At 74.0% G+C, this 21,962-nt stretch carries 19 protein-coding genes; 13 read left to right on the plus strand and 6 right to left on the minus strand.

Annotated elements, in window-relative coordinates; translation table 11 throughout:
- Window positions 1–913 precede the first annotated feature (913 nt).
- The 11 genes from FYW95_RS04250 (at window position 914) to FYW95_RS04300 (ending at window position 14,189) form a co-directional block, all read left to right on the plus strand.
- Window positions 914–2,203 (plus strand): citrate synthase, encoded by a 1,290-nt coding sequence (locus tag FYW95_RS04250; RefSeq protein WP_159944860.1) that lies wholly within the window; start codon window positions 914–916, stop codon window positions 2,201–2,203.
- 222 nt (window positions 2,204–2,425) lie between these two features.
- The gene (locus FYW95_RS04255) at window positions 2,426–3,229 is read left to right on the plus strand and encodes an HdeD family acid-resistance protein (RefSeq protein WP_160050031.1); all 804 of its coding nucleotides are present in this window, start codon (window positions 2,426–2,428) and stop codon (window positions 3,227–3,229) included.
- Between the two features lie 157 nt (window positions 3,230–3,386).
- Window positions 3,387–4,556, plus strand: a complete 1,170-nt coding sequence (locus tag FYW95_RS04260; protein ID WP_160050022.1) for a macrolide family glycosyltransferase — start codon at window positions 3,387–3,389, stop codon at window positions 4,554–4,556.
- Between the two features lie 78 nt (window positions 4,557–4,634).
- Entirely contained in the window at window positions 4,635–5,192 is a 558-nt protein-coding gene (locus tag FYW95_RS04265; RefSeq protein ID WP_159944858.1) for an AAA family ATPase, read from the plus strand.
- A gap of 192 nt (window positions 5,193–5,384) precedes the next feature.
- Window positions 5,385–6,644 (plus strand): hypothetical protein, encoded by a 1,260-nt coding sequence (locus FYW95_RS04270; protein ID WP_159944868.1) that lies wholly within the window; start codon window positions 5,385–5,387, stop codon window positions 6,642–6,644.
- A complete protein-coding gene (locus FYW95_RS04275) occupies window positions 6,641–9,058 on the plus strand; it encodes a serine/threonine-protein kinase (RefSeq protein ID WP_159944857.1) in 2,418 nt (805 codons plus the stop codon). Before FYW95_RS04270 ends, FYW95_RS04275 begins: the two co-directional genes overlap by 4 nt.
- 17 nt (window positions 9,059–9,075) lie before the next feature.
- A complete protein-coding gene (locus tag FYW95_RS04280) occupies window positions 9,076–10,389 on the plus strand; it encodes a PP2C family protein-serine/threonine phosphatase (RefSeq protein ID WP_159944867.1) in 1,314 nt (437 codons plus the stop codon).
- A gap of 200 nt (window positions 10,390–10,589) precedes the next feature.
- Complete coding sequence (locus FYW95_RS04285; protein ID WP_159944856.1) at window positions 10,590–11,318, plus strand: FHA domain-containing protein; 729 nt, start codon at window positions 10,590–10,592, stop codon at window positions 11,316–11,318.
- 135 nt (window positions 11,319–11,453) lie between these two features.
- Complete coding sequence (locus FYW95_RS04290) at window positions 11,454–12,878, plus strand: hypothetical protein (RefSeq protein WP_236568023.1); 1,425 nt, start codon at window positions 11,454–11,456, stop codon at window positions 12,876–12,878.
- 43 nt (window positions 12,879–12,921) lie between these two features.
- On the plus strand, window positions 12,922–13,761 hold the full coding sequence (locus tag FYW95_RS04295) for a glutamate ABC transporter substrate-binding protein (protein ID WP_159944854.1): 840 nt from the start codon (window positions 12,922–12,924) through the stop codon (window positions 13,759–13,761).
- A 95-nt stretch (window positions 13,762–13,856) separates the two neighbouring features.
- Entirely contained in the window at window positions 13,857–14,189 is a 333-nt protein-coding gene (locus tag FYW95_RS04300; protein ID WP_159944853.1) for a DUF6221 family protein, read from the plus strand.
- A 30-nt stretch (window positions 14,190–14,219) separates the two neighbouring features.
- Here the strand turns inward: FYW95_RS04300 and FYW95_RS04305 are convergent, their stop codons facing one another.
- Together FYW95_RS04305 and idi are read right to left on the minus strand one after the other, a co-directional pair.
- Window positions 14,220–14,912 (minus strand): HAD family hydrolase, encoded by a 693-nt coding sequence (locus FYW95_RS04305; protein WP_159944852.1) that lies wholly within the window; start codon window positions 14,910–14,912, stop codon window positions 14,220–14,222.
- Between the two features lie 82 nt (window positions 14,913–14,994).
- Window positions 14,995–15,555 carry an isopentenyl-diphosphate Delta-isomerase gene (gene idi / locus FYW95_RS04310; RefSeq protein WP_236568022.1) on the minus strand — a complete coding sequence of 187 codons (561 nt, stop codon included), beginning with the start codon at window positions 15,553–15,555 and terminating at the stop codon, window positions 14,995–14,997.
- Between the two features lie 246 nt (window positions 15,556–15,801).
- On the opposite strand from idi, the gene FYW95_RS04315 reads away from it, so the two are divergent.
- Window positions 15,802–17,265, plus strand: coding sequence for an SDR family oxidoreductase (locus tag FYW95_RS04315; RefSeq protein ID WP_159944850.1), 1,464 nt, complete (start codon window positions 15,802–15,804; stop codon window positions 17,263–17,265).
- Window positions 17,266–17,290: 25 nt separating this feature from the next.
- Here FYW95_RS04315 and FYW95_RS04320 read toward each other — a convergent pair whose 3' ends face one another.
- Window positions 17,291–17,878, minus strand: a complete 588-nt coding sequence (locus FYW95_RS04320; protein WP_160050023.1) for a hypothetical protein — start codon at window positions 17,876–17,878, stop codon at window positions 17,291–17,293.
- 106 nt (window positions 17,879–17,984) lie between these two features.
- On the opposite strand from FYW95_RS04320, the gene FYW95_RS04325 reads away from it, so the two are divergent.
- Entirely contained in the window at window positions 17,985–18,953 is a 969-nt protein-coding gene (locus FYW95_RS04325; RefSeq protein ID WP_159944848.1) for a GlxA family transcriptional regulator, read from the plus strand.
- Between the two features lie 12 nt (window positions 18,954–18,965).
- Here FYW95_RS04325 and FYW95_RS04330 read toward each other — a convergent pair whose 3' ends face one another.
- The 3 genes from FYW95_RS04330 to FYW95_RS04340 all read right to left on the minus strand — a co-directional run bounded on the left by FYW95_RS04330 (window position 18,966) and on the right by FYW95_RS04340 (window position 21,826).
- Entirely contained in the window at window positions 18,966–20,237 is a 1,272-nt protein-coding gene (locus FYW95_RS04330; protein WP_159944847.1) for a DUF1266 domain-containing protein, read from the minus strand.
- A 199-nt stretch (window positions 20,238–20,436) separates the two neighbouring features.
- On the minus strand, window positions 20,437–20,721 hold the full coding sequence (locus FYW95_RS04335) for a MoaD/ThiS family protein (RefSeq protein WP_159944846.1): 285 nt from the start codon (window positions 20,719–20,721) through the stop codon (window positions 20,437–20,439).
- A gap of 1 nt (window position 20,722) precedes the next feature.
- Complete coding sequence (locus FYW95_RS04340) at window positions 20,723–21,826, minus strand: WD40/YVTN/BNR-like repeat-containing protein (protein WP_159944845.1); 1,104 nt, start codon at window positions 21,824–21,826, stop codon at window positions 20,723–20,725.
- Window positions 21,827–21,962 lie beyond the last annotated feature (136 nt).

A 21,962-nucleotide genomic window follows, 5' to 3' on the forward strand; every position in this document is an offset into this window, starting at 1 on the left:
GTGCTCAGGCGTCGGGGTGATGGTGAGCTGTTGGTGCTGGTGCACAACAAGTGGCGGTTGCGGGTGATCGAGCGCGACCACCCGGAGTTGTTCATGGAGCCCCTCCTGGCCGGAGGCGTCGACGAGGGCGAGTGAGCCCTCGGGCGTCCCCGGGCGGCCTGGTGCGACCGGGCGCCGCCTTTTCCGGCTAAGCGCCCATACGGTGTTTACTCCCGGTGAATGCCGGTGACTCCTCGTCTCATCCGATGGTGGCCCAGGATGAATTCCCGGGGCCCCGCGCGCCCCTTCCGGGCGGCTTCCCCGCGCCCGGCCCGGCCCGGGCGCGCGGCGGTGTGAACTTCCGTGCCCGGCGCACAGTCTCCGGCCATCCCGGCCCTCCGCCGCTGTGCCCGGAGGGGCTGCTGAGGTTGCGGGGGTTCAGGCAGAGGCCAAGATCACCGGTTCGCGGGGACCCCGCGTCAGGTCCCGTGATCAGGGCGAAGGTACCCTGAGAGAAGGCCACTAGGGCGCGTTCGGACACTCGTACGCACCGAGCTTCGCGCGGCTTTGTCCACTTCTGTGAAGGGGCGACCGCGACGGCGGGTTCGGGCGGGCGGCGGACGCCTCAGGGGACCGGTACAGGAGGCAGTGCGGTTCCGGGGAGAACCCCCCGGTCCGCCCGCGACGTCTCAGGGTGATCACGGAGTAATCGACGGTCGGCAAAGTTTGTAAAACTTCACCGAGCGGTAATTCTGCTCACATGTGGGTATGTGTTGCACGTCACCTGTTCGTGAATCGGTGAAACTTATATGCTTTTGCTTAACCGTCGTTTAACAAAACAGAACAATAACGAGTGAAGCAGGAACGTGGCGGCGGACCGCCCCGCGTCTGACGCACCTCACGTATCCCCCGCCTGGAAAGGTTGACCTCGGGCATGAGCGAAGACGACAAAGAGCGCACGGTGGAGCTCCACTACGAGGGCGGCGTGCTGAAGCTGCCGGTGTTCACCGGTACCGAGGGTGAGCGCACCATCGAGCTGAAGACCCTGCTGGGGTCCACCGGTATGACGACCCTGGACCCGGGGTTCGGCAACACCGCTTCGTGTAGCTCGAAGATCACCTACATCGACGGGGCCGCCGGCATCCTGCGCTACCGCGGGTATCCGATCGAGGACCTCGCCGTGGGCGCGACCTTCCTGGAGGTCGCCTACCTGGTGATCTACGGCGAGCTGCCCGACCCCGGCCAGCTCAAGGAGTTCTCCGACAAGCTCCGCGACAACGCGGACATCCCGGCCGACATGGGCGCGTTCATCGACGCGATGCCCCGCAACGGCCACCCGATGACGCTGCTGGCCAGCGCCGTCAACGTGCTCGCCGCCTACTACGACGACAGCGTCGACCCCGGCGACGAGGACCAGGTCGAGCTCGCCACGATCCGGCTGTTGGCCAAGCTGCCGACGATCGCGGCCCGCATCTACCGCAACTCCATCGGCGAGAAGCCGATCAACCCGGACGACTCGCTCGACTACGTCGACAACTTCATCCGGATGACCTTCGGCGACGTCCACGCCGACAGCGAGCTGGGCGACCTGTTCAACCAGGCCGTCGGCATGCTGCTGGTGCTGCACGCCGACCACGAGCTCAACTGCTCCACCGCCACGGTGCGCGTCGTGGGCTCCTCGCAGGCCGACATCTACGCCAGTATCGCCGCGGGCGTCAACGCCCTGTCCGGCCCCTCCCACGGCGGCGCCAACCAGGCCGTCCTGGAGATGCTGGAGCAGATCCGCGACTCGGGCATCTCCATCGAGGACTTCCTGGAGAAGGTCAAGGCCCGCGAGATGCGCCTCATGGGCTTCGGCCACCGGGTCTACAAGAACTTCGACCCGCGCAGCAAGGAGATCAAGGTTCTGGCCAGCCAGATCCTCGATCGCGACGACAACCCCGACGAGCTGTTCTCGCTCGCCCTCAAGCTTGAGGCCGCCGCGCTCGCCGACTCCTACTTCACCGAGCGCAAGCTCTACCCTAACGTCGACTTCTACACCGGCGTCATCTACCGCACCATGGGCTTCCCGAACAACATGTTCACCGTGCTGTTCGCCCTCGGCCGCCTGCCCGGCTGGATCGCCCACTACCGGGAGCAGCTGAACGACCCGGCCTTCCGGATCGCCCGCCCGCGCCAGCACTACGTCGGCTCGCCCGAGCGCCGTCTGCCCGGCCAGGAGTAGCCCCTCTCCCGAGGAGCGCCCGCGGCGCCCGCCCCGTTCCGACGGGGCGGGCGCTCGCGCGTTCGCCCGTTCCCCGCCGCACCGGCCCGGGTACCACCGGGGGCGGGCGGTCCGGGGCGGCCCCGCCTTTCCCCGCACTGTGCACACGTTTTGCCTTGGGAGGCGCCGCCGGGGGAAGGGGCAGGGTGCGGCCCGCCCGGGGCCGCGGAAAGGGTGGCGACGATGGTCCGGTACGCGTTGGCCGGTGACCTGCTCGACGAGATGAGCCGCAACTGGTGGGTGGTGGTCCTGCGGGGACTCGCCGCCGTCCTCTTCGGCGTGGTCGCGCTGGTCTGGCCGGACAGGACGCTGGTGGTGCTGGCGGTCGTCTTCGGCGTCTACGCCCTGGCCGAGGGCGCGGCCCTGGGGTACGCGGCCTACCGCTCCGCGCCGGGGACGCGGGCACCGCTGGCGGCGCAGGCAGTCCTCAGCGTGGTCGTGGGCCTGGTGGCGCTGCTGTGGCCGCTGGCCGCGATCCTCGCGCTCGTGTTCGTCATCGGCCTCTGGGCGGTGCTCACCGGTGTCGCCGAGATCGTCACCGCCATCCGGCTGCGCGCGCACATCAGCTCCGAGTGGCTGCTGGTCTTCGTCGGAGCGCTCTCGGTCGTCTTCGGCCTGCTGCTGTGGTTCTGGCCCCTGGCGGGCGCGGGGGCCGTCATGTTCGTGGTCGCCATGTACGCCCTCATCTTCGGCGCGGTACTGACCGTGGCCGGGTTCCGCCTGCGCGGGGCCGCCGACGCCTTCCTGTCCGAACCGGAGGGGGACCTCCCGCGCCCGCACGACGACCCGCTCGGGGACGAGCCCTACCGTCCCTGGGAGGAGGACGGCCGCGCCGGGGAACAGGCCGAGGACCACGGCGGCACCGCGGAGTGGCGGGAGGTCGGTGAGGAACCTCCCGGCCCCGAGGGGGAGGACGACCACGGCGGCCGCCACCGGGCACCGGGCGCGGACGGGGAGGACCACCCCCGCCGGTCCGAGGAGCCCTGAGCGAAAAAGGAGCGGCGCACCGTCCCCGGCCCCGCTAGCATGGCGGCCGTGCACCTCCAGATCTACGGCTAGGAGCGCGCGTCCCGCGCCGCACCCGCCCCTCCCGGGCCGGGTGCTCCCCACCCCTACCCGTGGACACCCCTTCCTGGAGGCAACGATGACCCGTCGCGCCCACATCGCCATGATCGGCACGCCCGCCGTCAGCCACACCCTGCCCAGCCTGGAGATCATCCGCGAACTGGCGAACCGCGGCCACCGCGTCACCTACGCCAACGACCCCGTACTGGCCGACCCGGTCACCGGCACCGGCGCCGAGCTCGTGCCCTACACCACGACCCTGCCCGCGGACGACAGCGAGTGGCCGGACGACCCGATCGGCGGGATGGACGTGTTCCTGCGGGAGGCGGTCGCGCAGCTGCCCGTCCTGCGCGCCGCCTACGACGGCGACCGGCCCGACCTGTTCCTCTACGACATCGCGGGCTACCCCGCCCGGGTCCTCGGGCTCGACTGGGGCATCCCCTCCGTTCAGCTCTCGCCCACCTACGTGGCCTGGGCTGACTACGAGCGGACCGCCATGGAGGGACTGCGCTCCCTGCCCGGGGCCGCGGAGTACTTCGCCCGGTTCGACGCCTGGCTGGCCGACAACGGCGTCACCCACCTGGACCACGCCTCCTTCCCCGGTCGCCCGGACCGGTGCCTGGCGCTGATCCCGCGCGAGATGCAGCCGTTCGCCGACACCGTGGCCGACACGGTCACCTTCGTCGGGCCCTGCCTGGGGGAGCGGGCCGACCAGGGGGAGTGGAGGCGCCCGGCGGACGCGGACAGGGTGCTGCTGGTGTCCCTGGGCTCGGCCTACACCAACCGGCCCGGGTTCTACCGGGCGTGCCTGGAGGCCTTCGGCGACCTGCCCGGGTGGCACGTGGTGCTCCAGACCGGAAGGTACGTGGACCCGGCCGCCCTCGGCCGGATCCCGGACAACGTCGAGACCCGTGCGTGGGTGCCGCAGCTGTCCGTCCTGAGCCAGGCCGACGCCTTCGTTACGCACGCCGGTATGGGCGGCTGCAGCGAGGGCCTGTACCACGGCGTGCCCATGATCGCGGTCCCGCAGGCGGTCGACCAGTTCCAGAACGCCGACCGGCTGGTCGAACTGGGAGTCGCCCGGCGCCTCGACACCGAGGAGGCCACCCCCTCGCGGCTGCGCGCGGCGCTGCTGGAGCTGACCTCCGACCCGGAGGCCGCCCGCCGGCTCGCCGACATCAGCGCCCGGCTCCGGAAGGGCGGCACCTCCTACGCGGCCGACCTCGTCGAGGCCGAGCTGCCCTCCTAGGCCGGATCCGACAGCGGTGCTCCCGTGTGTGCCCTCCGAAGAGCACGGGAGCGCCCGCCCGCACCGAACGGAGCACGCATGGACCACCTCGTCGTCGTCACCGGAGGCCCCGGAGCGGGTAAGACGACCCTGATCGACCATCTGGCCTCGCTCGGGTACGCCCGCACCACCGAAGCCGGGCGGGCGATCATCCGGGACCAGAGGCGGATCGGCGGCCGGGGCCTGGCCTGGCGCGACGACGCCCTCTTCGCCGAACTCATGCTCTCCTGGGACATGCGCTCACACCGTGAGTCCGCGGCCCTGCCCGGACCGGTCTTCTGCGACCGGGGCGTTCCCGACATGGTCGGCTACTTACTGCTGCGCGGCCTCGCCGTCCCGGAGCACGTCACCGAGGCGGCTCGCCTGTTCCGTTACCACCGCAAGGTGTTCGTCGCCCCGCCGTGGCCGCGGATCTTCGTCGGCGACACCGAGCGCCACCAGTCACCGGAGGAGGCCGAGCGCACCTGTCTGGCGATGGTCCGTGCCTACGAGCGGTGCGGCTACGAGCTGGTGGAGATCCCGCGCACGGGGGTCGCCGAGCGGGCGCGCTTCGTTCTGGACACCCTGTCCGGCGAACCCGGCGCAGCCCCCGCGTAGGACCGCGCGCGGGCGGCACCGCCGCCGGGAGCGCTCCCGGCGGCGGATGGCCGTTCGCGGTCGGAAACGCCGCCCTCCCTTGTGGTTACGGGGGGCCGGCGCCAGACTCTTGTCTAGGTAAAGAGACATCGACCGGGAACACCGGAAGGAACACGGCAGGTGACCAGCGCGTCAGGGGCGAGCACGCCTCCCATGAGCTGGGAGGGCATCGACCACGCGCTGAACCGCGTGCGCGGTGAGGCCGACCGGATCGCCCTCAACCTCACCGACCTGGACAACCACGTCGGGCACCGGCTGCTCCGCGGCGCCGACCTCGTCGGGGGCACCCGGCGGCGCTGGGAGCACGCGGACCGGCACGTCCACCGCCTGCGGGCGGTCTACGAGGCCTTCCGCCGGGTGGTCGACCGGATCGCGGACCTGCGCGCGTCGGCGGGCGGACCGGGGGACCAGGCGCACCTGACCGCCCTGCTCAACGGGGCGTCCGTGGCGCTGCCCGCCCGGGAGGTTCCGCTGCGTGACCGCGGGCCGCTGTACACCGGCCGGGAGTCCGTCACCCTCGCCGAAGCCGTGGCGCGCATGTCCGCCGACTACGAGGAGGCCACCGAGGTCATCTCGGCGGTCGAGACCGCCTGGGACGCCCTCCACCCGCGCCTGGCCGAGCTGGACGCCATGTGGCAGGAGGTCGGCACCCTCGTCGACATGGTCGAGCTGGGGGAGGAAGAGTACGAGTCCCTGCGCGCCGACCTGGAGGCGGTGGGCGCCACGGTCCGCCGCGACCCCCTGGCCTTCGTCGAGCGGGGACGGGTGGACACCTCCTCCCTCGAAGGGCTGCGCCTGCGGCTGGAGCGCGTGCGCGGTGAACTCCGCGACGCCCTGCGCATGCGCGACTCCTACGCCGAGAGCGTCGAGCGGCTGCGCCACGCCATCGCGGACGTGGGCCTGGTGCTCGCCCGCGCCCGCGCACTGCGCGAGCAGGTGGTCGCCAAGATCGCCTCGCCCGCGGCGGTCGAGGTGCCCGACCCCGTTCCGCTGCTGCTGGCCGGGGTCGGCGGCATGGACCTCCTGCGCGACCAGGGCCGCTGGCGCGAACTCGGCGCCTGCCTCGGCGAGCTACAGCACGCCATCCACGAGGCCGCCGACGACGCGCGCGAGCGCGAGGCCAACCTCACCGGGCTCCTGGAGCGCCGCGCCGAGCTGCGCGGGCGCCTCGACGCCTACCGCGCCCACGCGGCCCGGCTCGGCCTGGCCGAGGACGAACGGCTGGCCGGGCTGTACCGCAGGGCGCACTGGGAACTGTGGGCCGCCCCGTGCGACCTGCGGGAGGCCACCGTGGCGCTCTCCTCGTACCAGCGCACGCTCCAGGAAATCGGCGGTACCGGGTTTCCGTCGGACAGAACCACACCGGGCGCGGGCGCGTCAGACGGCGAGAGCGATGGTGGTGTGAACAGATGACCCAATGCACGGCCCCCGGCTGCCGGGGCCTGGTCGAGGACGGCCTCTGCGGTGTGTGCGGACTGGCCCCCGTCCGGACGCAGCCCTACCAGCCCCCGGCCCCCCGGCCCGAGCCCCCGGTCTCCGGGCCGCGGGGCTCCCACGGCCCTCCCTCCCGCCAGGGCTCCGGGCCACAAGGCTCCTCCGGCCCCGCCTCCCGGGGCGGGATCCTCGACCAGTGGCTGTCCTCCGCCCCCTCCGCCGACCCCCTCGGCGGCGACCCCGTGCACTCCCACCCCGTCTCCGGCAACGTCAGGCTCTCCGGCCGCTCCGGGCCCGGCAGCATCGCCGCCACGACCGGCACCTCCAGCAGCGGCTCGGGGCCCGGCAGCCGCCGCTCCTCCCGCGGCATGCTCGGCATGGGCATGGTGGAGGTGCCCCTCGTCCCCTACCGGGACCCCGCCGAGGCGGTCATGGACAACCCCGTGGTCTCGGAGAAGAACCGCTTCTGCGGCAACTGCGGCGAGCGGGTCGGTCGCTCCCGGGGCGGCCAGCCCGGCCGCACCGAGGGCTTCTGCCGCAGGTGCGGCACCCAGTTCTCCTTCACCCCCAAGCTGTCCCCGGGCGACATGGTCGGCGGCCAGTACGAGGTGCTCGGCTGCCTGGCCCACGGCGGCCTCGGCTGGATCTACCTGGCCCGCGACCGCAACGTCAACGACCGCTGGGTGGTACTCAAGGGCCTGCTCAACGCCGGTGACGCCGAGGCGCACAAGGCCGCCGCGGCCGAGCGCGCCTTCCTCTCCGAGGTCGAGCACCCCAACATCGTCAAGATCATCAACTTCTCCCAGCACCCGGACCCGCGGACCGGCATCCCCGGCGGCCACATCGTCATGGAGTACGTGGGCGGCAAGTCCCTGCGCGAGCTGCTCGTCGAGCGCCGCGGGGACGACTCCGACGCCGTCCTGCCGGTGGACCAGGTCATCGCCTACGGCCTGGAGGTCCTGCGCGCCCTGGGATACCTGCACTCCAAGGGACTGCTCTACTGCGACTTCAAGCCCGACAACGTCATCCAGAGCGAGGAGCAGATCAAGCTCATCGACCTGGGCGGCGTGCGGCGCATGGACGACACCGCCAGCCCCGTCTACACCACCCCCGGATACCGGGTGCCCGAGGACGAGCTCCGCGACCCCGGCCCCACGGTCAGCGCCGACCTGTACTCGGTGGGCCGCGCCCTGGCCGTGCTCAGCTTCCGCTTCAGCTTCATGCGCGAGTACCCGCACAGCATCCCGCCGAGGGAGACGGTGCCGCTGCTCCAGCGCCACGAGTCCTTCGACCGGCTGCTGCGGCGCGCCACGCACCGCGAGCCGGAACTGCGCTTCCACGACGCCGACGACATGGCCGACCAGCTCACCGGCGTGCTGCGCGAGGTCCTGTCCGACCTGGAGGGGGTGCCGCACCCGGCCGCCTCCACCCTCTTCGGCGGTGAGAACGTCACCGTCGGCCCCGACCTCGGCGTGCACAACGCCGACCGCATGCTCGCCCCGCCCGCGCCCACCGACGCGGCCGCGCTGCTGCCCGTCCCCCTCATCCACCAGGGAGACCCGGCCGCCCAGCACCTGCGCGGCTTCCAGGCGCTCCCGCCCGAGGAGCTCGTCCCCGCGCTGCGCACCATGCCCGCGCCCAGCCCCGAGACCCTGCTCATGCTGGCGCGCGCCCTCATCACCGTCGGCCGCCACGGCGAGGCCATGGACGCCCTGCAGCAGTTCAGCCAGGCGGTCCCCGGCGACTGGCGCACCATGTGGTACCTGGCGGTCGCCGAACTCAGCATCGGCCAGTTCCGCGACGCCCGCGACCACTTCGACGAGCTGTACGACCACCTGCCCGGGGAGGCCGCGCCCAAGCTGGGGCTGGCCCTGGCCTGTGAGCGCACCGGGGACCACGACACCGCCGCCCGCCACTTCCGGACGGTCTGGAGCACCGACCACTCCTTCGTCAGCGCCGCGTTCGGCCTGGCCCGCATCCGCCTGGCCCAGGGGAACCGGGCCGAGGCCGTCGCCGTCCTGGACACCGTTCCGGAGCTGTCCAGCCTGCACGTGCACGCCCAGACCGCGCTGATCGCCCTGCTCGCCGCCCGAGAGGGGGGCGAGGCCGCCGACTTCGTGCGGGCCGGACGGCGCCTGGAGCGCGTCGGCCTGGACCGGGAGTCCGCCGACCGCCTGGCGGCGCGGGTCCTGGAGTCGGCCCTGGCCTGGCTCGGCGCGGGAGGCCGCGCCCCGACCGGCGAGCGGCTGCTCGGCGGCCCGCTCACGGAGGAGGGGGTGCGCACCAACCTGGAGCGCCGCTACCGTGCGCTGGCCCAGCGGGCCACGGTGCGCTCCGAACGCTACGAACTCGTCGACAGGGCCAACTCGCTGCGCCCGGTGACGCTGCTGTGATGAACGGGGGAACGGCGATGACCAAGGTGCGGATCTGCCCCGCGTGCTCGGACAAGGTGGCCGCTGAGGACGTCTTCTGCGAGGGGTGCGGCAGCCCCCTCCCCGCGGAGACCGCGACCGGAGCGGAGGCGCACCCCGACTCGGTGCCCACGGCCCCGCAGGTGAGCCTGGCCGGTGCCCTGCCGCCCGACGCGGCCGCCGGCGGCGGCCGCCCCGGCCTGGCCCCGGCCGAGGGCGCGCCGACCGCCCCGCAGGTGAGCCTGAACGCCGCGGGCGGAGGCTCCCGGGCGCGCACCCGCGGCCCGCGCAACGGCACCGACCCCATGGCGACCCAGCCGATCCGGCGCGGTGACGTCCCCGCGCTGCCGGTCCGGTCCGACGACCCGGAGGACATCCCGGACTGGCCGCCGCCCGCCAGCGGCAGCAACCCGGTACAGCCCACCAACCCCCGACTGTGCGCCTGGTGCCCCGGCAGGGTCAGCGACGGCTACTGCGACACGTGCGGCCTCCTGCAGCCCACCGGCCGCGACCACGTCGAGGTGCGCGCGCACTCCGCCGCCGGGGTCAGCGACCGGGGGCTGCGGCACAGACGCAACGAGGACGCCATGGCCGTGCGCGTACTCGGCGCCGACGACCCCCACGCCCCCGGCACGGTCTGCGCCGTGGTCTGCGACGGGGTGTCCAGCTCACCGCGCTCGGACGAGGCCTCCCGGATCACCGCCGAGACCGGCGCCACCGTCCTGGCCGAACAGCTGCGCGGGGGCGCCGACCCCCGCGAGGCCACCGGGACGGCCATGGTCCGCGCGGCCGAGGCCGTCGCCGCGATCGCCGAGTCGCCGCGCTCCGCACCCGCCTGCACCTTCGTGTCCGCGGTGGTCGACCCGGGTACGGGCGCCGTCACCGTCGGCTGGGTCGGCGACAGCCGCGCCTACTGGCTCTCCGGCGGTCCGGGCGCCAGCGCCTCGGCCCTGCTGACCCGGGACGACTCCTGGAGCGAGGCCATGGTGCAGATGGGCGCGCTCTCCCGCGAGGAGGCCATGCGCTCGGCCAACGCCCACGCCCTCATCGCCTGGATGGGCGCCGACTCCGGCGAGATCGACGCGCACATCTCCACCGTCACCCCGACCGGGCCCGGCGCCGTCGTGCTGTGCAGCGACGGCCTGTGGAACTACTACCCCGAGGCGCGGGACCTGGCCGACGCCGTTCCCGAGGCGGGCGCCAGACCCCGGGAGGCGGCCCGCACCTACGTCGACCTCGCCCTGCGGGCGGGCGGCAAGGACAACATCACCGTCGTCGTCATCCCGGTGGCCGCAGGGGGTCCCCGTGCCTGACACACGCGAGTGGGACGCCCGCGCGGACGCCCCCGGACCCCGGAAGGGCCCGGTCAGCGGAACCGTCCGGCCCGGGCCCGTCGTCGAAGAGGCCGACGGGACGGTCCAGGACACCGCCCCGGCCCGGACCGCACGGGCCCGGCCAAGACGGAGCGGCCCGGGCACCCGCGGCACCCCCGTAACCGGGTAGGAGGGATTCCATGCCGAGTTGCCCCTCCGGGCACCGAACGACGGCGACCGACTTCTGCGACGTCTGCGGACTGCGCCTCCAGGCCCACCCCCCGCCGCCCCGACCCCCCGCACACCACCACCCGACCCCGCCGACACCACCGCTGGCACCGGGCCGCGCCGCCGCACGGCCGCCCGCGCCGCGCCGGCCCTCAGACGCGCCCCGGGGCGGCCCCTGCCCCGAGTGCGGCACCTCCCGCGCGGGCCGGTTCTGCGAGGAGTGCGGCTTCGACTTCGCCTCCCAGTCCGGCAGCCGCCACCGCGGCGGCTCCGGCGCGGGCTCCGCCCCGGACGAACCGCGCTGGTGCGCCGTGGTGGCCGCCGACCCCGCCTACTACCAGTACATGGTCGACCAGGGCATGCTCGACCCCGACCGGATCCGCTTCCCCGCGGGCGGCCCGCGGCGCCGCGTGACCCTGCGGGGCGAGCGCGTGCACATCGGCCGCCGCAGCGCCTCCCGCGGCTTCACCCCCGAGATCGACCTGGGCGGGCCCGGCGGGGACCCCGCCATCTCCCACATCCACGCCGTGCTCCTCGCCAGGCCCGGCGGCACCTGGGCGCTGCTGGACCCGGGATCGACCAACGGGACCACGATCAACGGAACCGGCAACCCCGTCACCCCCAACGTGGAGGTCCCCCTCTGTGACAGCGACCGGATCTACGTCGGCGCATGGACCGTCATCATCCTCCAGAAGGGGTGAACCCCGTTGACACCACCCCGCTCCGACCAGGCACGGCGACGCCCCCGCGCCGAGCCGCCGCGGGCACCGCACGGCGCGCCTCCCCGGGGCGCCGTCCCCCCCGGTCCCGGCGGCCGGAGGGGGCGGTCCGACCGGGTGGCCCGGATCCGCGGCCGACTGGGCACCACCCCGGCCCGGGTGTGGCTGCTGGCCTCGCTGTGCGTGGTGACCGTGGTCGGGCTGCTCGGGGCGTCGACCTCCGCGCTCAACCAGGCCCGTGACGGCCTGCACGTGCTCGGCCGGGACGCCGGCCCCCAGGCCATGGCGACCACCCAGCTGTACCTGGCGCTGGCCGACATGGACGCGCACACGGCCGACGTCCTGCTCATGGGCACCGACCACGACATGGGTTCGGGCCGGGAGGAGGCCCTGCGCGGCTACGAGGCCAGCCGGACCCGGGCCAACGAGGCCCTGCTCCAGGCCTCCTCCCTGACCGAGGGCGACACCGTGGAGGAGCTCAACGTCCAAGCGGTCCTGGACGGCATGGGCGTCTACGAGCAACTGGCCACCGAGGCCCGGCTGCTCAACGACGAGGCCGAGGCCCCGCCCGGCCGGGTGGACGGGGCCGCGCTGGACTCCTACCGCCGGGCCACCCGGCTGATGCACACCGAACTGCTGCCCAAGGCGTTCAACCTGGGCCTGGACTCGTCGGCGATCGTGCGGGCCAACCACGAGGAGGGTCAGTCGGCCGTCGCGCTCGGCCTGGTCTGGGTCGGCGCGTTCGGCGCGGCGGCGGTCGCCGCGCTGGTCGCGCTCCAGCTGTACCTGCGCGTGCGGTTCCGGCGCAGGTTCAACGCCCCGCTGCTGGCCGCGACGGCCGGTACGCTCCTGCTCGTCGCCGGGGCGGTCACCGCCCTGGTGAGCAGCGGCGGCCACCAGCGCGACGCCAAGGAGGAGGGCCTGGACGCGGCCATGGCGCTGTCCCGGGCCGGAGCGATCGCCACCGACATGCAGGCGGACGAGAGCCGGTACCTGCTCGACCGGGACCTGGCCGACAACTACCAGCAGGTGTACCTGGAGCGGGCCCAGCAGGTGCTGTACCGCCCCGCCCGGAACCTGGAGTCCTACTACGAGGCCGTCGACGGGGTGGTCGCCGCCTACCCGGTGCTGCCCGGGTCGGACGGCTCCGACCCCGAGGACCCCGGCACGCTCGGCTACCTGGGGCAGGACGCCCAGGACGCGCTGCTGCCCGGGCAGGAGGACGCGCTCGCCGAGGTCCTGGAGTCCTACAGCGCCCTGCAGGACCAGGACCGCGCGCTGCGCGCGGCCGTGGAGGAGGGGGACCTGTCCGGGGCCGTGGACATCCGCATGGGCGTCGCCGACTCCGAGGACGGGGCCTTCGAGTCCTACGAGGCCGCGCTGGCGGACCTGACCGAACTGCACGAGGGGGCCTTCGCCGAGGGCATCAGGCGCGGCGACGCGGTGCTCGCTCCGTGGACGTGGCTGCTCCCCGCCGTGGCCGCTCTGCTACTGGCCCTGGTCGTGCTGGGGGTCCGGCCCCGGCTCGCGGAGTACCGGTGAACCGGACGACCCCCCACCCCCCGCACAGACAAGGAACGGTCCGATGAGGTTTCGCCACCGCCGTACCGCCGCCGCGGCCGCCCTGGCCGCCGCCGCGGCGCTCGGGCTGTCCGCCTGCCTGGCGGCCCTGGGCGAGGAGCAGTCACTGGTCGACGCGACCTCGCTGACCGTCGGGGTCAAGGCCGATCAGCCCGGCCTGGGCCTGGACGACGGCAGCGGGAACATCGAGGGCTTCGACGTGGACGTGGCCCTCTACATCGCCGCACGGCTCGGCGTCCCGGCGGAGGAGGTGGAGTTCGTCGGCCTCACCTCCGCCGAGCGCGAGGACAAGCTCATCAGCGGCGAGGTGGACATGGTCGTGGCCACCTACTCCATCACCCCCGCCCGCAAGACCCAGGTGACCTTCGGCGGCCCCTACTACGTCGCCAAGCAGGACGTGCTGGTGCGCGCCGAGGACACCGACGTCCGGGGGGTGCGCGACCTGGAGGGGCGCAGCGTTTGCCAGGGAGAGGGCTCCTACTCCGCTGTGCGCATCACCGAGGGCCTGGGCATCGACGTCCAGACCATGGAGGCGCCCAGCTACAGCGCCTGCATCGACGCCCTGCGCGAGGGCGACGTGGACGCCGTGTCGACCGACAACCTCATCCTGGCGGGCTTCCTCGCGGAGGAGCCCTCCGCGTTCCGCCTCGTCAACAACCCCTTCACCGACGAGAAGTACGGAGTCGGCCTGCCCCACGGCGACGTGCGCGCCTGCGAGGCCGTGAACAAGGCCATCAGTGAGATGTACCAGGACGGCACCGCCCGCGACCTCCTGCAGACGTGGTTCGGCGAGACCGGCCTCCAGGTCGTGACGAGCGTGCCCCAGTTCGAGGGCTGCGACTGAACGGGGCCGCCGCTTCGGGGGCTGTCCAGACCAGGGGGGATGGCCGATACTGGGCCCTGTGCACGCCGGCCGGGGCAGGATAGGAGTCGTCCGCGGTGACCATCGTCGAGTTCCTGAACGCGCGGCTGGACGAGGACGAGCGCGCCTCGAAGGCCGCCCCCGAGGGCGCCCGCGGCCGTGACCGTGCGCTGGCGGAGGTCGCCGCCAAACGCGGGATCCTGCGCGGGTACGTCGAGGCGCACCGGGCGGGCATGCGCGCCCTCGAACCGATGCTGGCCGCGGGCCCGCCGGCCGGTCGCCCCCGCCTCCGGGGGGCCGACCGCGGCGGCGACCCCTGGTCCGAGCTCCTGGCCTGGCGGCTGGCGGTGAAGTACCTCGCGGCGGTCTACCGCACCCACCCGGAGTACGACCACTCCTGGGGCGGGTGACCCCGCGCGCACCGGCGGCCTCCCCGGCCGCTAGGGGAGGGCCAGGAGCCCGTCCACCGTCTCGGTGAGGTCGCGGCCGCGCACGTGCGGCTCGGCGAAGACGGAGGGGAAGCGCCCCTCCAGATGGGCGGACCACCCGGTGGTCCACCCGGCGCGTCCGGCGCCCGCGGTGTCCCAGCCGTGCGCGGTGACCAGTGCCAACCGCTCCGGAGGGGTGTCCAGGGCCTGTTCGGCGAGGCGGTAGGCCCCGGGGGCGGGCTTCCACCGGGCGGCGGGGCCCGCGGCCACCACCTCCTCCACCAGGTCGAGCAGCCCGGCGCGCTCCAGCAGCCCGCGGGCCAGGGCGTCGCCGTGGTTGCCCAGGGTGGCCACCCGCAGCCCGGCGGCTCGCGCGGCGCCCAGGGCGGCGGCCGCCTCGGGGCGGGGGTCGAGTCCGGCCATGCCGTCGAGGATGGCGTCCTCGGCGGAGGGTGCGATCTGGTGGCCGGTGATGTCCCGCAGCGCGCCGCGGACCACGTCCCCGAAGGAGCGGTCCGGCCCGGGGGAGCCGCCGTCGCCGGTCAGCGCCAGGGCGAAGGAGTCGCGCAGCAGGTGGTCCGACCAGCGCGTCATGAGCACGCGGGGGATCCCGGCCTCCCGGAAGCGCCACTCCAGCGGAGCCAGCGGGAAGAGGGTGTCGAGGACGTCGAAGACGAGCGCGTCCGGGCGCGGGCGTTCTGGCATGGGCTCAGCTCCAGGGGACGGGGGCGGCCAACGGGTTCCTACCCAGAGCGGCCCGCGGTGCCACCGGCCCGCGGCCCCGGGCTCAGAGGGCGTCCAGGCGCGGGATCTGCTCGACCGCCCACGGGCTCAGCAGCCAGGGGGTCCGCTCGGCCACGGCCACCAGGTCCGACCACTCCGTCCACGCGTACTCGGCCACCTCCCCGGGGTCGGGGCGCGGCCCGGACCCGCTCTGGGCGCGGGCCCAGAACACCGGGCAGAACTCGTTCTCCACGATCCCCTCGGCCGACACCGCCCGGTACCGGAAGTCGGGCAGCGCGGGCCGCACACCGGTGACCTCCATCCCCAGCTCCTGGCGGACCCGGCGGCGCACCGCCTCCTCGACGTCCTCGCCGGGGGCGGGGTGGCCGCAGCAGCTGTTCGTCCACACCCCGGGCCAGGTGGTCTTGCCCAGGGCCCGGCGGGTGATCAGCACCCGGCCCTCCCCGTCCAGGACGTAGCAGGAGAAGGCCAGGTGCAGGGGGGTGTCCCCGGTGTGCACGGTGGCCTTGTCGGCCACCCCCACGCGGCGGTGGTCCTCGTCGAGCAGGACCACGAGCTCGCGTTCGGGGACGGTCCCCTCCGTCGCGGCCGTCTGCTGGATCACGAATCTCCCCCTGCCCGTGGGAACCGAAGGTCCCACATGTCGGTGTCGGTACTCCCCGGTACCGGTCTTCCCTCCCATGGTCGCCTCTCACCCCGACCGCTTCGTGCTCCCGGTGGTGTGCGGCTGCGCATAAGGTTCCTGATGGCCCCAAGCCGGGAGTATCGGGTGGTGCGGGGCCGTCGTGGCGGGGCGGCCGCCGCGGCGAGGAGGAACGGCAGCCGGTGCGGCGGCGGAGCGGAAACACAGATGACGAACACGGGCCCGGAGGCGCAGGAGGGCATCGAACCGGACCGGCTGGCCCTGTGCCTGGACGTGCTCGCCCGGGCGGGCGGGCTGCCCAGCGACCACCCGGACTCGGTGGCGCTCCAGCGGGCCACCGCCGGACTGTTCAAGAGAGTCAAGGAACAGCGGCGCAGGGAGCGCCAGGCCGCCCGCCGGGAGCACGACGCGGCCGTGCTGGCCGCCACCGCCACCGCGGCCCCCGACCGTATCGACGACGAGACCCGCGGCCGCGCCCTGACCGCCGCGGGCGGCGGGGCCCTCGCGGGCGTGCTGCGCAAGGCCCGGCCCTGCTACATCTGCAAGGAGAAGTACCGCGAGGTCGACTCCTTCTACCACCAGCTGTGTCCGGCGTGCGCGGCGTTCAACCGGGAGCGCCGCGCCGCCCGCGCCGACCTGACCGGGCGCCGCGCCCTGCTCACCGGCGGGCGCGCGAAGATCGGCATGTACATCGCCCTGCGGCTGCTGCGCGACGGCGCGCACACCACGGTCACCACGCGCTTCCCCAACGACGCCGTGCGCCGGTTCGCCGCGATGCCCGACAGCGCCGAGTGGCTGCACCGGCTGCGCGTGGTGGGCGTGGACCTGCGCGACCCCGCGCAGGTGGTCAGGCTGGCCGACGCGGTGGCCGGGCAGGGGCACCTGGACATCCTCATCAACAACGCGGCGCAGACGGTGCGCCGCCCGCCGGGGTCCTACGGGCCGCTGGTCGAGGCCGAGGCCGAGCCGCTCGCCGAGGGGCTGCCGGAACCGCTGGTCCTGGGCGCCGTGCGCCCGCGCGTCCTGGAGGAGTCCGACGCCGAACCCGGCGGGTCCGCGCTGGTCCGGCACGCCTTCACCCCGGAAATGCTCACGTCCCTGGCGCTCACCACCGGTTCGGCCTCGATGGAGCGGGTGCGCGCCGGGGCGGCGATCGACGCGGGCGGCCTGGTCCCCGACCTGGCCCCGGTGAACAGCTGGACGCGGAAGGTCGGTGAGATCGACCCGGTGGAGATGCTGGAGGTGCAGCTGTGCAACGTGAGCGCGCCCTTCCTGCTCGTGGACCGGCTGCGCCCCGCCCTGGCCGCCTCCCCGGCGCGCCGGACCTACATCGTGAACGTGTCGGCGATGGAGGGGGTCTTCGGCCGCGGCTACAAGGGCGCGGGGCACCCGCACACCAACATGGCCAAGGCGGCCCTGAACATGCTCACGCGCACCAGCGCCCAGGAGATGCTGGAGTCCGACGGCATCCTCATGACCAGCGTGGACACCGGGTGGATCACCGACGAGCGCCCGCACCCGGACAAGGAGCGGCTGGCCGAGGCGGGGTTCCACGCGCCGCTGGACCTGGAGGACGGGGCGGCGCGCGTGTACGACCCGATCGTGCGGGGCGAGCTGGGGGAGGACCTGCACGGGTGCTTCCTGAAGGACTACGCCCCCTCCGACTGGTAGGCCGGCCGCCGTAGGGGGCGCCTCCTCAGAGCAGGACGAGGACGCCCAGGCCGACGGCGGTGTCGAAGACTATGCACCACTGCGCCAGGGACGTGGAGATGACCTGGCCGCGCCACCAGTGGAACGCGTCCCAGGCCGCGTGTGCGAGCAGGCCGAGCGCGACGATGACCAGGGCCGCCCCGGGGGACGCGTACAGGGCGGCCACCGCCGCCCCGCCGAAGACCGGAAGGGCCGGGGCCTGGAGCGCGAACAGGCCGGGGCCGCGCAGGGAGCCGTGCGCCAGTCCGAACACGGCGAGCGCCAGCCCGGCCGCGACCAGGACGGGGACCGGGTCCACGCCCACGGCCTCCAGCAGGTTGTAGCCGACCAGGACGCCGACCACCACGGGCCAGCTCGTCCAGGCGCGGCGGGTGACCGCGATGGCCAGGTACATGACGGGCAGGGACAGCAGGAGGTAGGCCAGCGAGCGGGCGTCCGCCACATCGGAGACGGTGAGGACGGCCGCGGTGGCCGCCACCGGCGCGGGCCACAGAGCGGTGAGCCTGGCCCGCGCGGCCTCCGGCGGCGCGGGGGGCGGCGGGACGGGTGCGGTGAAGGGCTGTGTCGGGGTCATGCCCCCACGCTGCCCCGGGCCGGCGCCGGCCGACAGGGACGGGGGACCGCGTGGCCGGACCCCGGGGGACCTGGTCCGCGACGCCGGGGCCGTCTAGCATCGGTGCATGCGAGCACGCCGGGTCGTGGTCGTCGGATACGACGGCGCGGAGCTTCTGGAGATCGCGTCGGTGGTGTCCACCCTGGCCGCGGCCAACGACATCCTCCGGGGCCGGGACCCCTACGACACCGTGCTCGCCACCCTCGGCGGCGGGCCGCTCTCCTCCTCCGCGGGACTGACCCTGGTCGCCCAGGCCCCGCTCGAGTCCATGCGCGGACCGATCGACACCCTGGTCGTCAGCGGCGGTTGGGGCCACGAGAACGCCGCCGCGCATCCGCTGCTCGTCGCGCACCTGCGCCGGCTGGCGCGGGAGAGCCGACGGGTCGCCTCCGTGTGCACCGGCTCCACCCTCCTGGCCGCCGCCGGGCTGCTCGACGGCCGAAGCGCCACCACGCACTGGTACCTCACCGGTTGGCTGGCGGCCAGGTACCCCCGGGTCACGGTGCGCACCGAGCCGATCTTCGTCCACGACGGCCCGGTCTCCACGTCGGCGGGGGTCACCAGCGCCCTGGACCTGACCCTGGAGTTCCTGGAGCAGGACCACGGGCCGGAGCTGGCCGGGCTGGTGGCGCGGGTGCTGGTCGTCGAGCGCAGGCGCTCGGGGGACCAGCCGCAGCGCTCCCCGGCCACCGCGACCGACCCGGGCCACGCCCTCGTGCACCGCGTGCTGGACCACGTCCACGCCCACCTGGCCGGGGACCTCGGCCCCGCAGCCCTGGCCCGCGTCGCCGGGGTCAGCGAGCGCCAGCTGCGCAGGCTCTGCCGGGCCCACACGGGGCTCCCGCCCGGGCGGCTGGTGCGCAGGGTTCGCCTGGAGACCGCGGCCGACCTGCTGGCGGCCACCTCGCTGCCGGTGGCGGAGGTGGCGGCCCGGTGCGGGTTCGGCTCCCCCGAGACCCTGCGCCAGGTGTTCTCCGAGCACTACGGGACCCCTCCGTCGCGGTACCGGGCCGCCCGGCGCGGCGCGCGGGACTGAACCCCGGGCGCCTCACCAGTCGCGGTGCAGGGGGTGCTCCCAGGCCACGGCCCGCCAGGGGCTCCTCGGCGACGCGCGCAGTTCGTCGGCCGCCTCGGCGAAGCCCTCCAGGAGCGGTGCGTCCGGCCCGCCCCACAGCTCGTACGACTCCAGGAAACAGTGCGCCATCTCCTCCCACGAGGAGTAGGCGGCCTGGACGGCCCGGGCGATCGGCAGCATGCGCTCCCAGCACTCCTCCGCCTCGATCCACCCCAGGCCGTAGGAGCTCCGCAGCAGCCTCAAAGCCCAGGCGTGGTCGTGCGAGAGACGGGTGTCCGCCGCCTCCGCGGGGGGCCGCCCGGTCAGCTGGCGGACGCGGTGCAGCTCCGCCCTCCAGTAGTTCGGACCGGTGCGCAGCGACCACGAGAACCAGGACACGTCACCGATCAGCGGGTCTCCCCCGGGCAGGTGGACGCGTCCCGCGTGCGGCATCGCGTCCAGCGCGTCGACGGCCCGCCCGCCCGCCGTGCCCCAGCGCAGGAACACCAGGCGCCGGACCAGCGCGTCGGTCTCCGAGGTGTCGGTTTCCGGGATGTCGGGCAGGTCGCCGCGCTCGTGGTGTTCGCCCACGGCGGCCAGCAGCCGTTCGTACTCGGCCCGGGCCGGAGGGGGCAGGGCCGCCGCGTTCGCCGCGTGCGTGAAGTCGCGCCGGTGGCCCGCCTCCACCAGCCACGCGACCAGTGCGGCCGCCTCCTGCCAGGAGTGCACGTCCCACCCCTCCTCCAGGAGCCGCCGGGTCATCCGGCGCGTCAGCGGGTTGCGCCACTCCAGCTTGTCCGGGGGAGTCCCGGTGGCCGAGGCGAAGACCGCGGAGGCACCCAGGAGCCACCACTGGGTGGGGGTGAGGTCGCTGCCGTAGGTGGCCAGGGCGGTCGGGTCGGTGGCCGAGAGCAGGTCCCACAGTCGTTCACGGAACGCCCGCAGGCGGTCCTGTTCGCCGGAGGGCGCGGAGACCACGGCGGTGTCGATGCCGTGTCCGCGGAAGCGCACAGCGGTCGTTCGCGGCCCCTCCTCCACCACCAGGTTTTCCGGGCGGACCCGGTCGAAGGGGACGCCCACGCCGCCGTACCGGACGACGCGCTCGTCCAGCAGGACCTGGAAGCGCAGGCTCCGGCGGAAGAGCGCGCGCAGCGCGTCGCGGGCCGCGACGATCTCGATCCGCCCCTCCTCGGCGTCGACGTGGACGTCGTGTCTGGCGCTCGTGTGCCGGAGGGACTCCGTGAGCGCGCTGATCTGGTTGGCCATCCTCGCCTCGGTGCCCGCCGCCGTCTGAGCCGTGGCGGATGTGTCGATGGGGTGTGTACCGCCACAAAATATGACAGCTGGGCGGGGTGGACGACGGGACGCGAGGTTCTCGGCGAGTATCCGGCTCCAGGATTTCGGAAAGTGGCAGAGCGGGGCAAAGAGGCGGAGGATTCGTCGGTGTGCGGCGTGTCCGGAGGCCTCACCCACCCGCCACGGACGGGAGGACGCGCACGTCCGCCCCGTCGCGGACCGGGGCCGACAGCCCGCCGACGGTCCGGCACTCGTCCTCGTCCACGAACACGTTGACGTAGCGGCGCAGCCGCCCCTGCTCGTCGCGGATCCGCCGGTCCAGGCCGGGATGGCGGGCGACGAGGGCGTCCAGCACCCCGGCCAGCGCGGTGCCCCCGGCCACCTCCAGCGGAACGTGCGCGGCGCCGTCCGCCTCCGCCCGCAGCTGTCCGGGCAGGTGTACCGTCACCCGCATCTCACACCTCCGCCGCGCGGACGCAGAGCACGTCGGGCAGGTGCTCGGCCACCGGACGCCAGACGCCGTCGTCGTCGGTGGCGGCGTAGACGTCCCCGGCGCGGGTGCCGAAGTAGAACCCGGGCACGTCCGCCCCGTCGGTACAGGCGCCGTCCCGCAGTACGATCCCGAAGTAGGGGTCCGCGGGCAGGCCCTCGGTGTACGGGCGCCAGACGCCGCCCCCGTCGTCGGTCCGGTACACCGCCAGCCGGTGCTCCGGAGGCAGGTGCACCTCCTGGCTCACCACCGGGAAGTTCAGCGCGCTCCCGGCCCGGTGCGGGTGGGCCACCACCGCGAAGCCGAAGTCGGTGGGCAGTCCCTTCTCCACGGCCGTCCACCCCTGTCCGGCCGGGTCCGCGCTGCGGTAGACGCCGTGGTGGTTCTGCGCGAAGAGCACGCCGTCCGGCCCTGCGGCCACCTTGTGCACGCACTGCCCGTACTCGGGTTCCTCGTCGGGCAGGAATCCCGCCGAGATCCCCCGGTTGGCGGGCGACCAGCTCGCCCCGCCGTCGCGGGACTGGTAGACGCCGCCGGTGGACATCGCCACCGTCAGGGCGCCGGGAACCCGGTTTCCGGCGCCGAGGAGCCCGGGCAGGACGGTGTGGACCGCACCCCCTCCCGCTCCGGGGAACCAGTTCTCGCGGTGCGGGTGGTCCCACAGGGAGCGGACCAGCTCGAAGCGCGTCCCGCCGTCGGAGGAGCGGAACAGCGCGTGCGGTTCGACCCCCGCGTACACGGTGCCGGGCTCCTCGCCGAAGGCGAACTGCCAGGCGCGGGTGAGGGAGGCCCCGGTGTCCTCGGGGAAGGCGATGGGCACCGAGGCCGGCTCGTGCCAGGTGCGGCCGAGGTCGTCGCTGTGCCAGACGCTCGGTCCGTAGTGCGAGCTCTCCGCCCCGGCCAGGATCCGTCCGCCGTGCGGGTCGATCCCGACCGCGTACACCGCGCCCATACTGGCGTAGTCGGCTGCGTCGAGGCGGTGCGGACCGCTCACCTCCCATCCGCGCCGGTCCTGGCTGCGCGCCGTGAAGAGCCCCTTGCGTGTACCGATGACCAGGAGGTATGTCATGACCTACTCCAGGAAGGAAACGAGGGTTCAACTGTGGCACGGGGTGCCGGCATTCCGCCGTCGGCGCGGCGAAGTGCGACCAGACCCCCGGGGGTGGGGGGCCCCGCCCCCCCCCCCAAAAAAAAACAAAAAAAAA

Source organism: Nocardiopsis sp. FR4, from assembly GCF_009830945.1.
Classification (GTDB): Bacteria; Actinomycetota; Actinomycetes; order Streptosporangiales; family Streptosporangiaceae; genus Nocardiopsis.

Excerpts from the sequence above, each read along its gene's own strand:
- FYW95_RS04250 (WP_159944860.1), top strand. The coding sequence starts at position 914 with ATGAGCGAAGACGACAAAGAGCGCACGGTGGAGCTCCACTACGAGGGC.
- FYW95_RS04255 (WP_160050031.1), top strand. The coding sequence starts at position 2,426 with ATGGTCCGGTACGCGTTGGCCGGTGACCTGCTCGACGAGATGAGCCGC.
- FYW95_RS04260 (WP_160050022.1), top strand. The coding sequence starts at position 3,387 with ATGACCCGTCGCGCCCACATCGCCATGATCGGCACGCCCGCCGTCAGC.
- FYW95_RS04265 (WP_159944858.1), top strand. The coding sequence starts at position 4,635 with ATGGACCACCTCGTCGTCGTCACCGGAGGCCCCGGAGCGGGTAAGACG.
- FYW95_RS04270 (WP_159944868.1), top strand. The coding sequence starts at position 5,385 with ATGAGCTGGGAGGGCATCGACCACGCGCTGAACCGCGTGCGCGGTGAG.
- FYW95_RS04275 (WP_159944857.1), top strand. The coding sequence starts at position 6,641 with ATGACCCAATGCACGGCCCCCGGCTGCCGGGGCCTGGTCGAGGACGGC.
- FYW95_RS04280 (WP_159944867.1), top strand. The coding sequence starts at position 9,076 with ATGACCAAGGTGCGGATCTGCCCCGCGTGCTCGGACAAGGTGGCCGCT.
- FYW95_RS04285 (WP_159944856.1), top strand. The coding sequence starts at position 10,590 with ATGCCGAGTTGCCCCTCCGGGCACCGAACGACGGCGACCGACTTCTGC.
- FYW95_RS04295 (WP_159944854.1), top strand. The coding sequence starts at position 12,922 with ATGAGGTTTCGCCACCGCCGTACCGCCGCCGCGGCCGCCCTGGCCGCC.
- FYW95_RS04305 (WP_159944852.1), bottom strand. The coding sequence starts at position 14,912 with ATGCCAGAACGCCCGCGCCCGGACGCGCTCGTCTTCGACGTCCTCGAC.
- FYW95_RS04315 (WP_159944850.1), top strand. The coding sequence starts at position 15,802 with ATGACGAACACGGGCCCGGAGGCGCAGGAGGGCATCGAACCGGACCGG.
- FYW95_RS04320 (WP_160050023.1), bottom strand. The coding sequence starts at position 17,878 with ATGACCCCGACACAGCCCTTCACCGCACCCGTCCCGCCGCCCCCCGCG.
- FYW95_RS04325 (WP_159944848.1), top strand. The coding sequence starts at position 17,985 with ATGCGAGCACGCCGGGTCGTGGTCGTCGGATACGACGGCGCGGAGCTT.
- FYW95_RS04330 (WP_159944847.1), bottom strand. The coding sequence starts at position 20,237 with ATGGCCAACCAGATCAGCGCGCTCACGGAGTCCCTCCGGCACACGAGC.
- FYW95_RS04335 (WP_159944846.1), bottom strand. The coding sequence starts at position 20,721 with ATGCGGGTGACGGTACACCTGCCCGGACAGCTGCGGGCGGAGGCGGAC.
- FYW95_RS04340 (WP_159944845.1), bottom strand. The coding sequence starts at position 21,826 with ATGACATACCTCCTGGTCATCGGTACACGCAAGGGGCTCTTCACGGCG.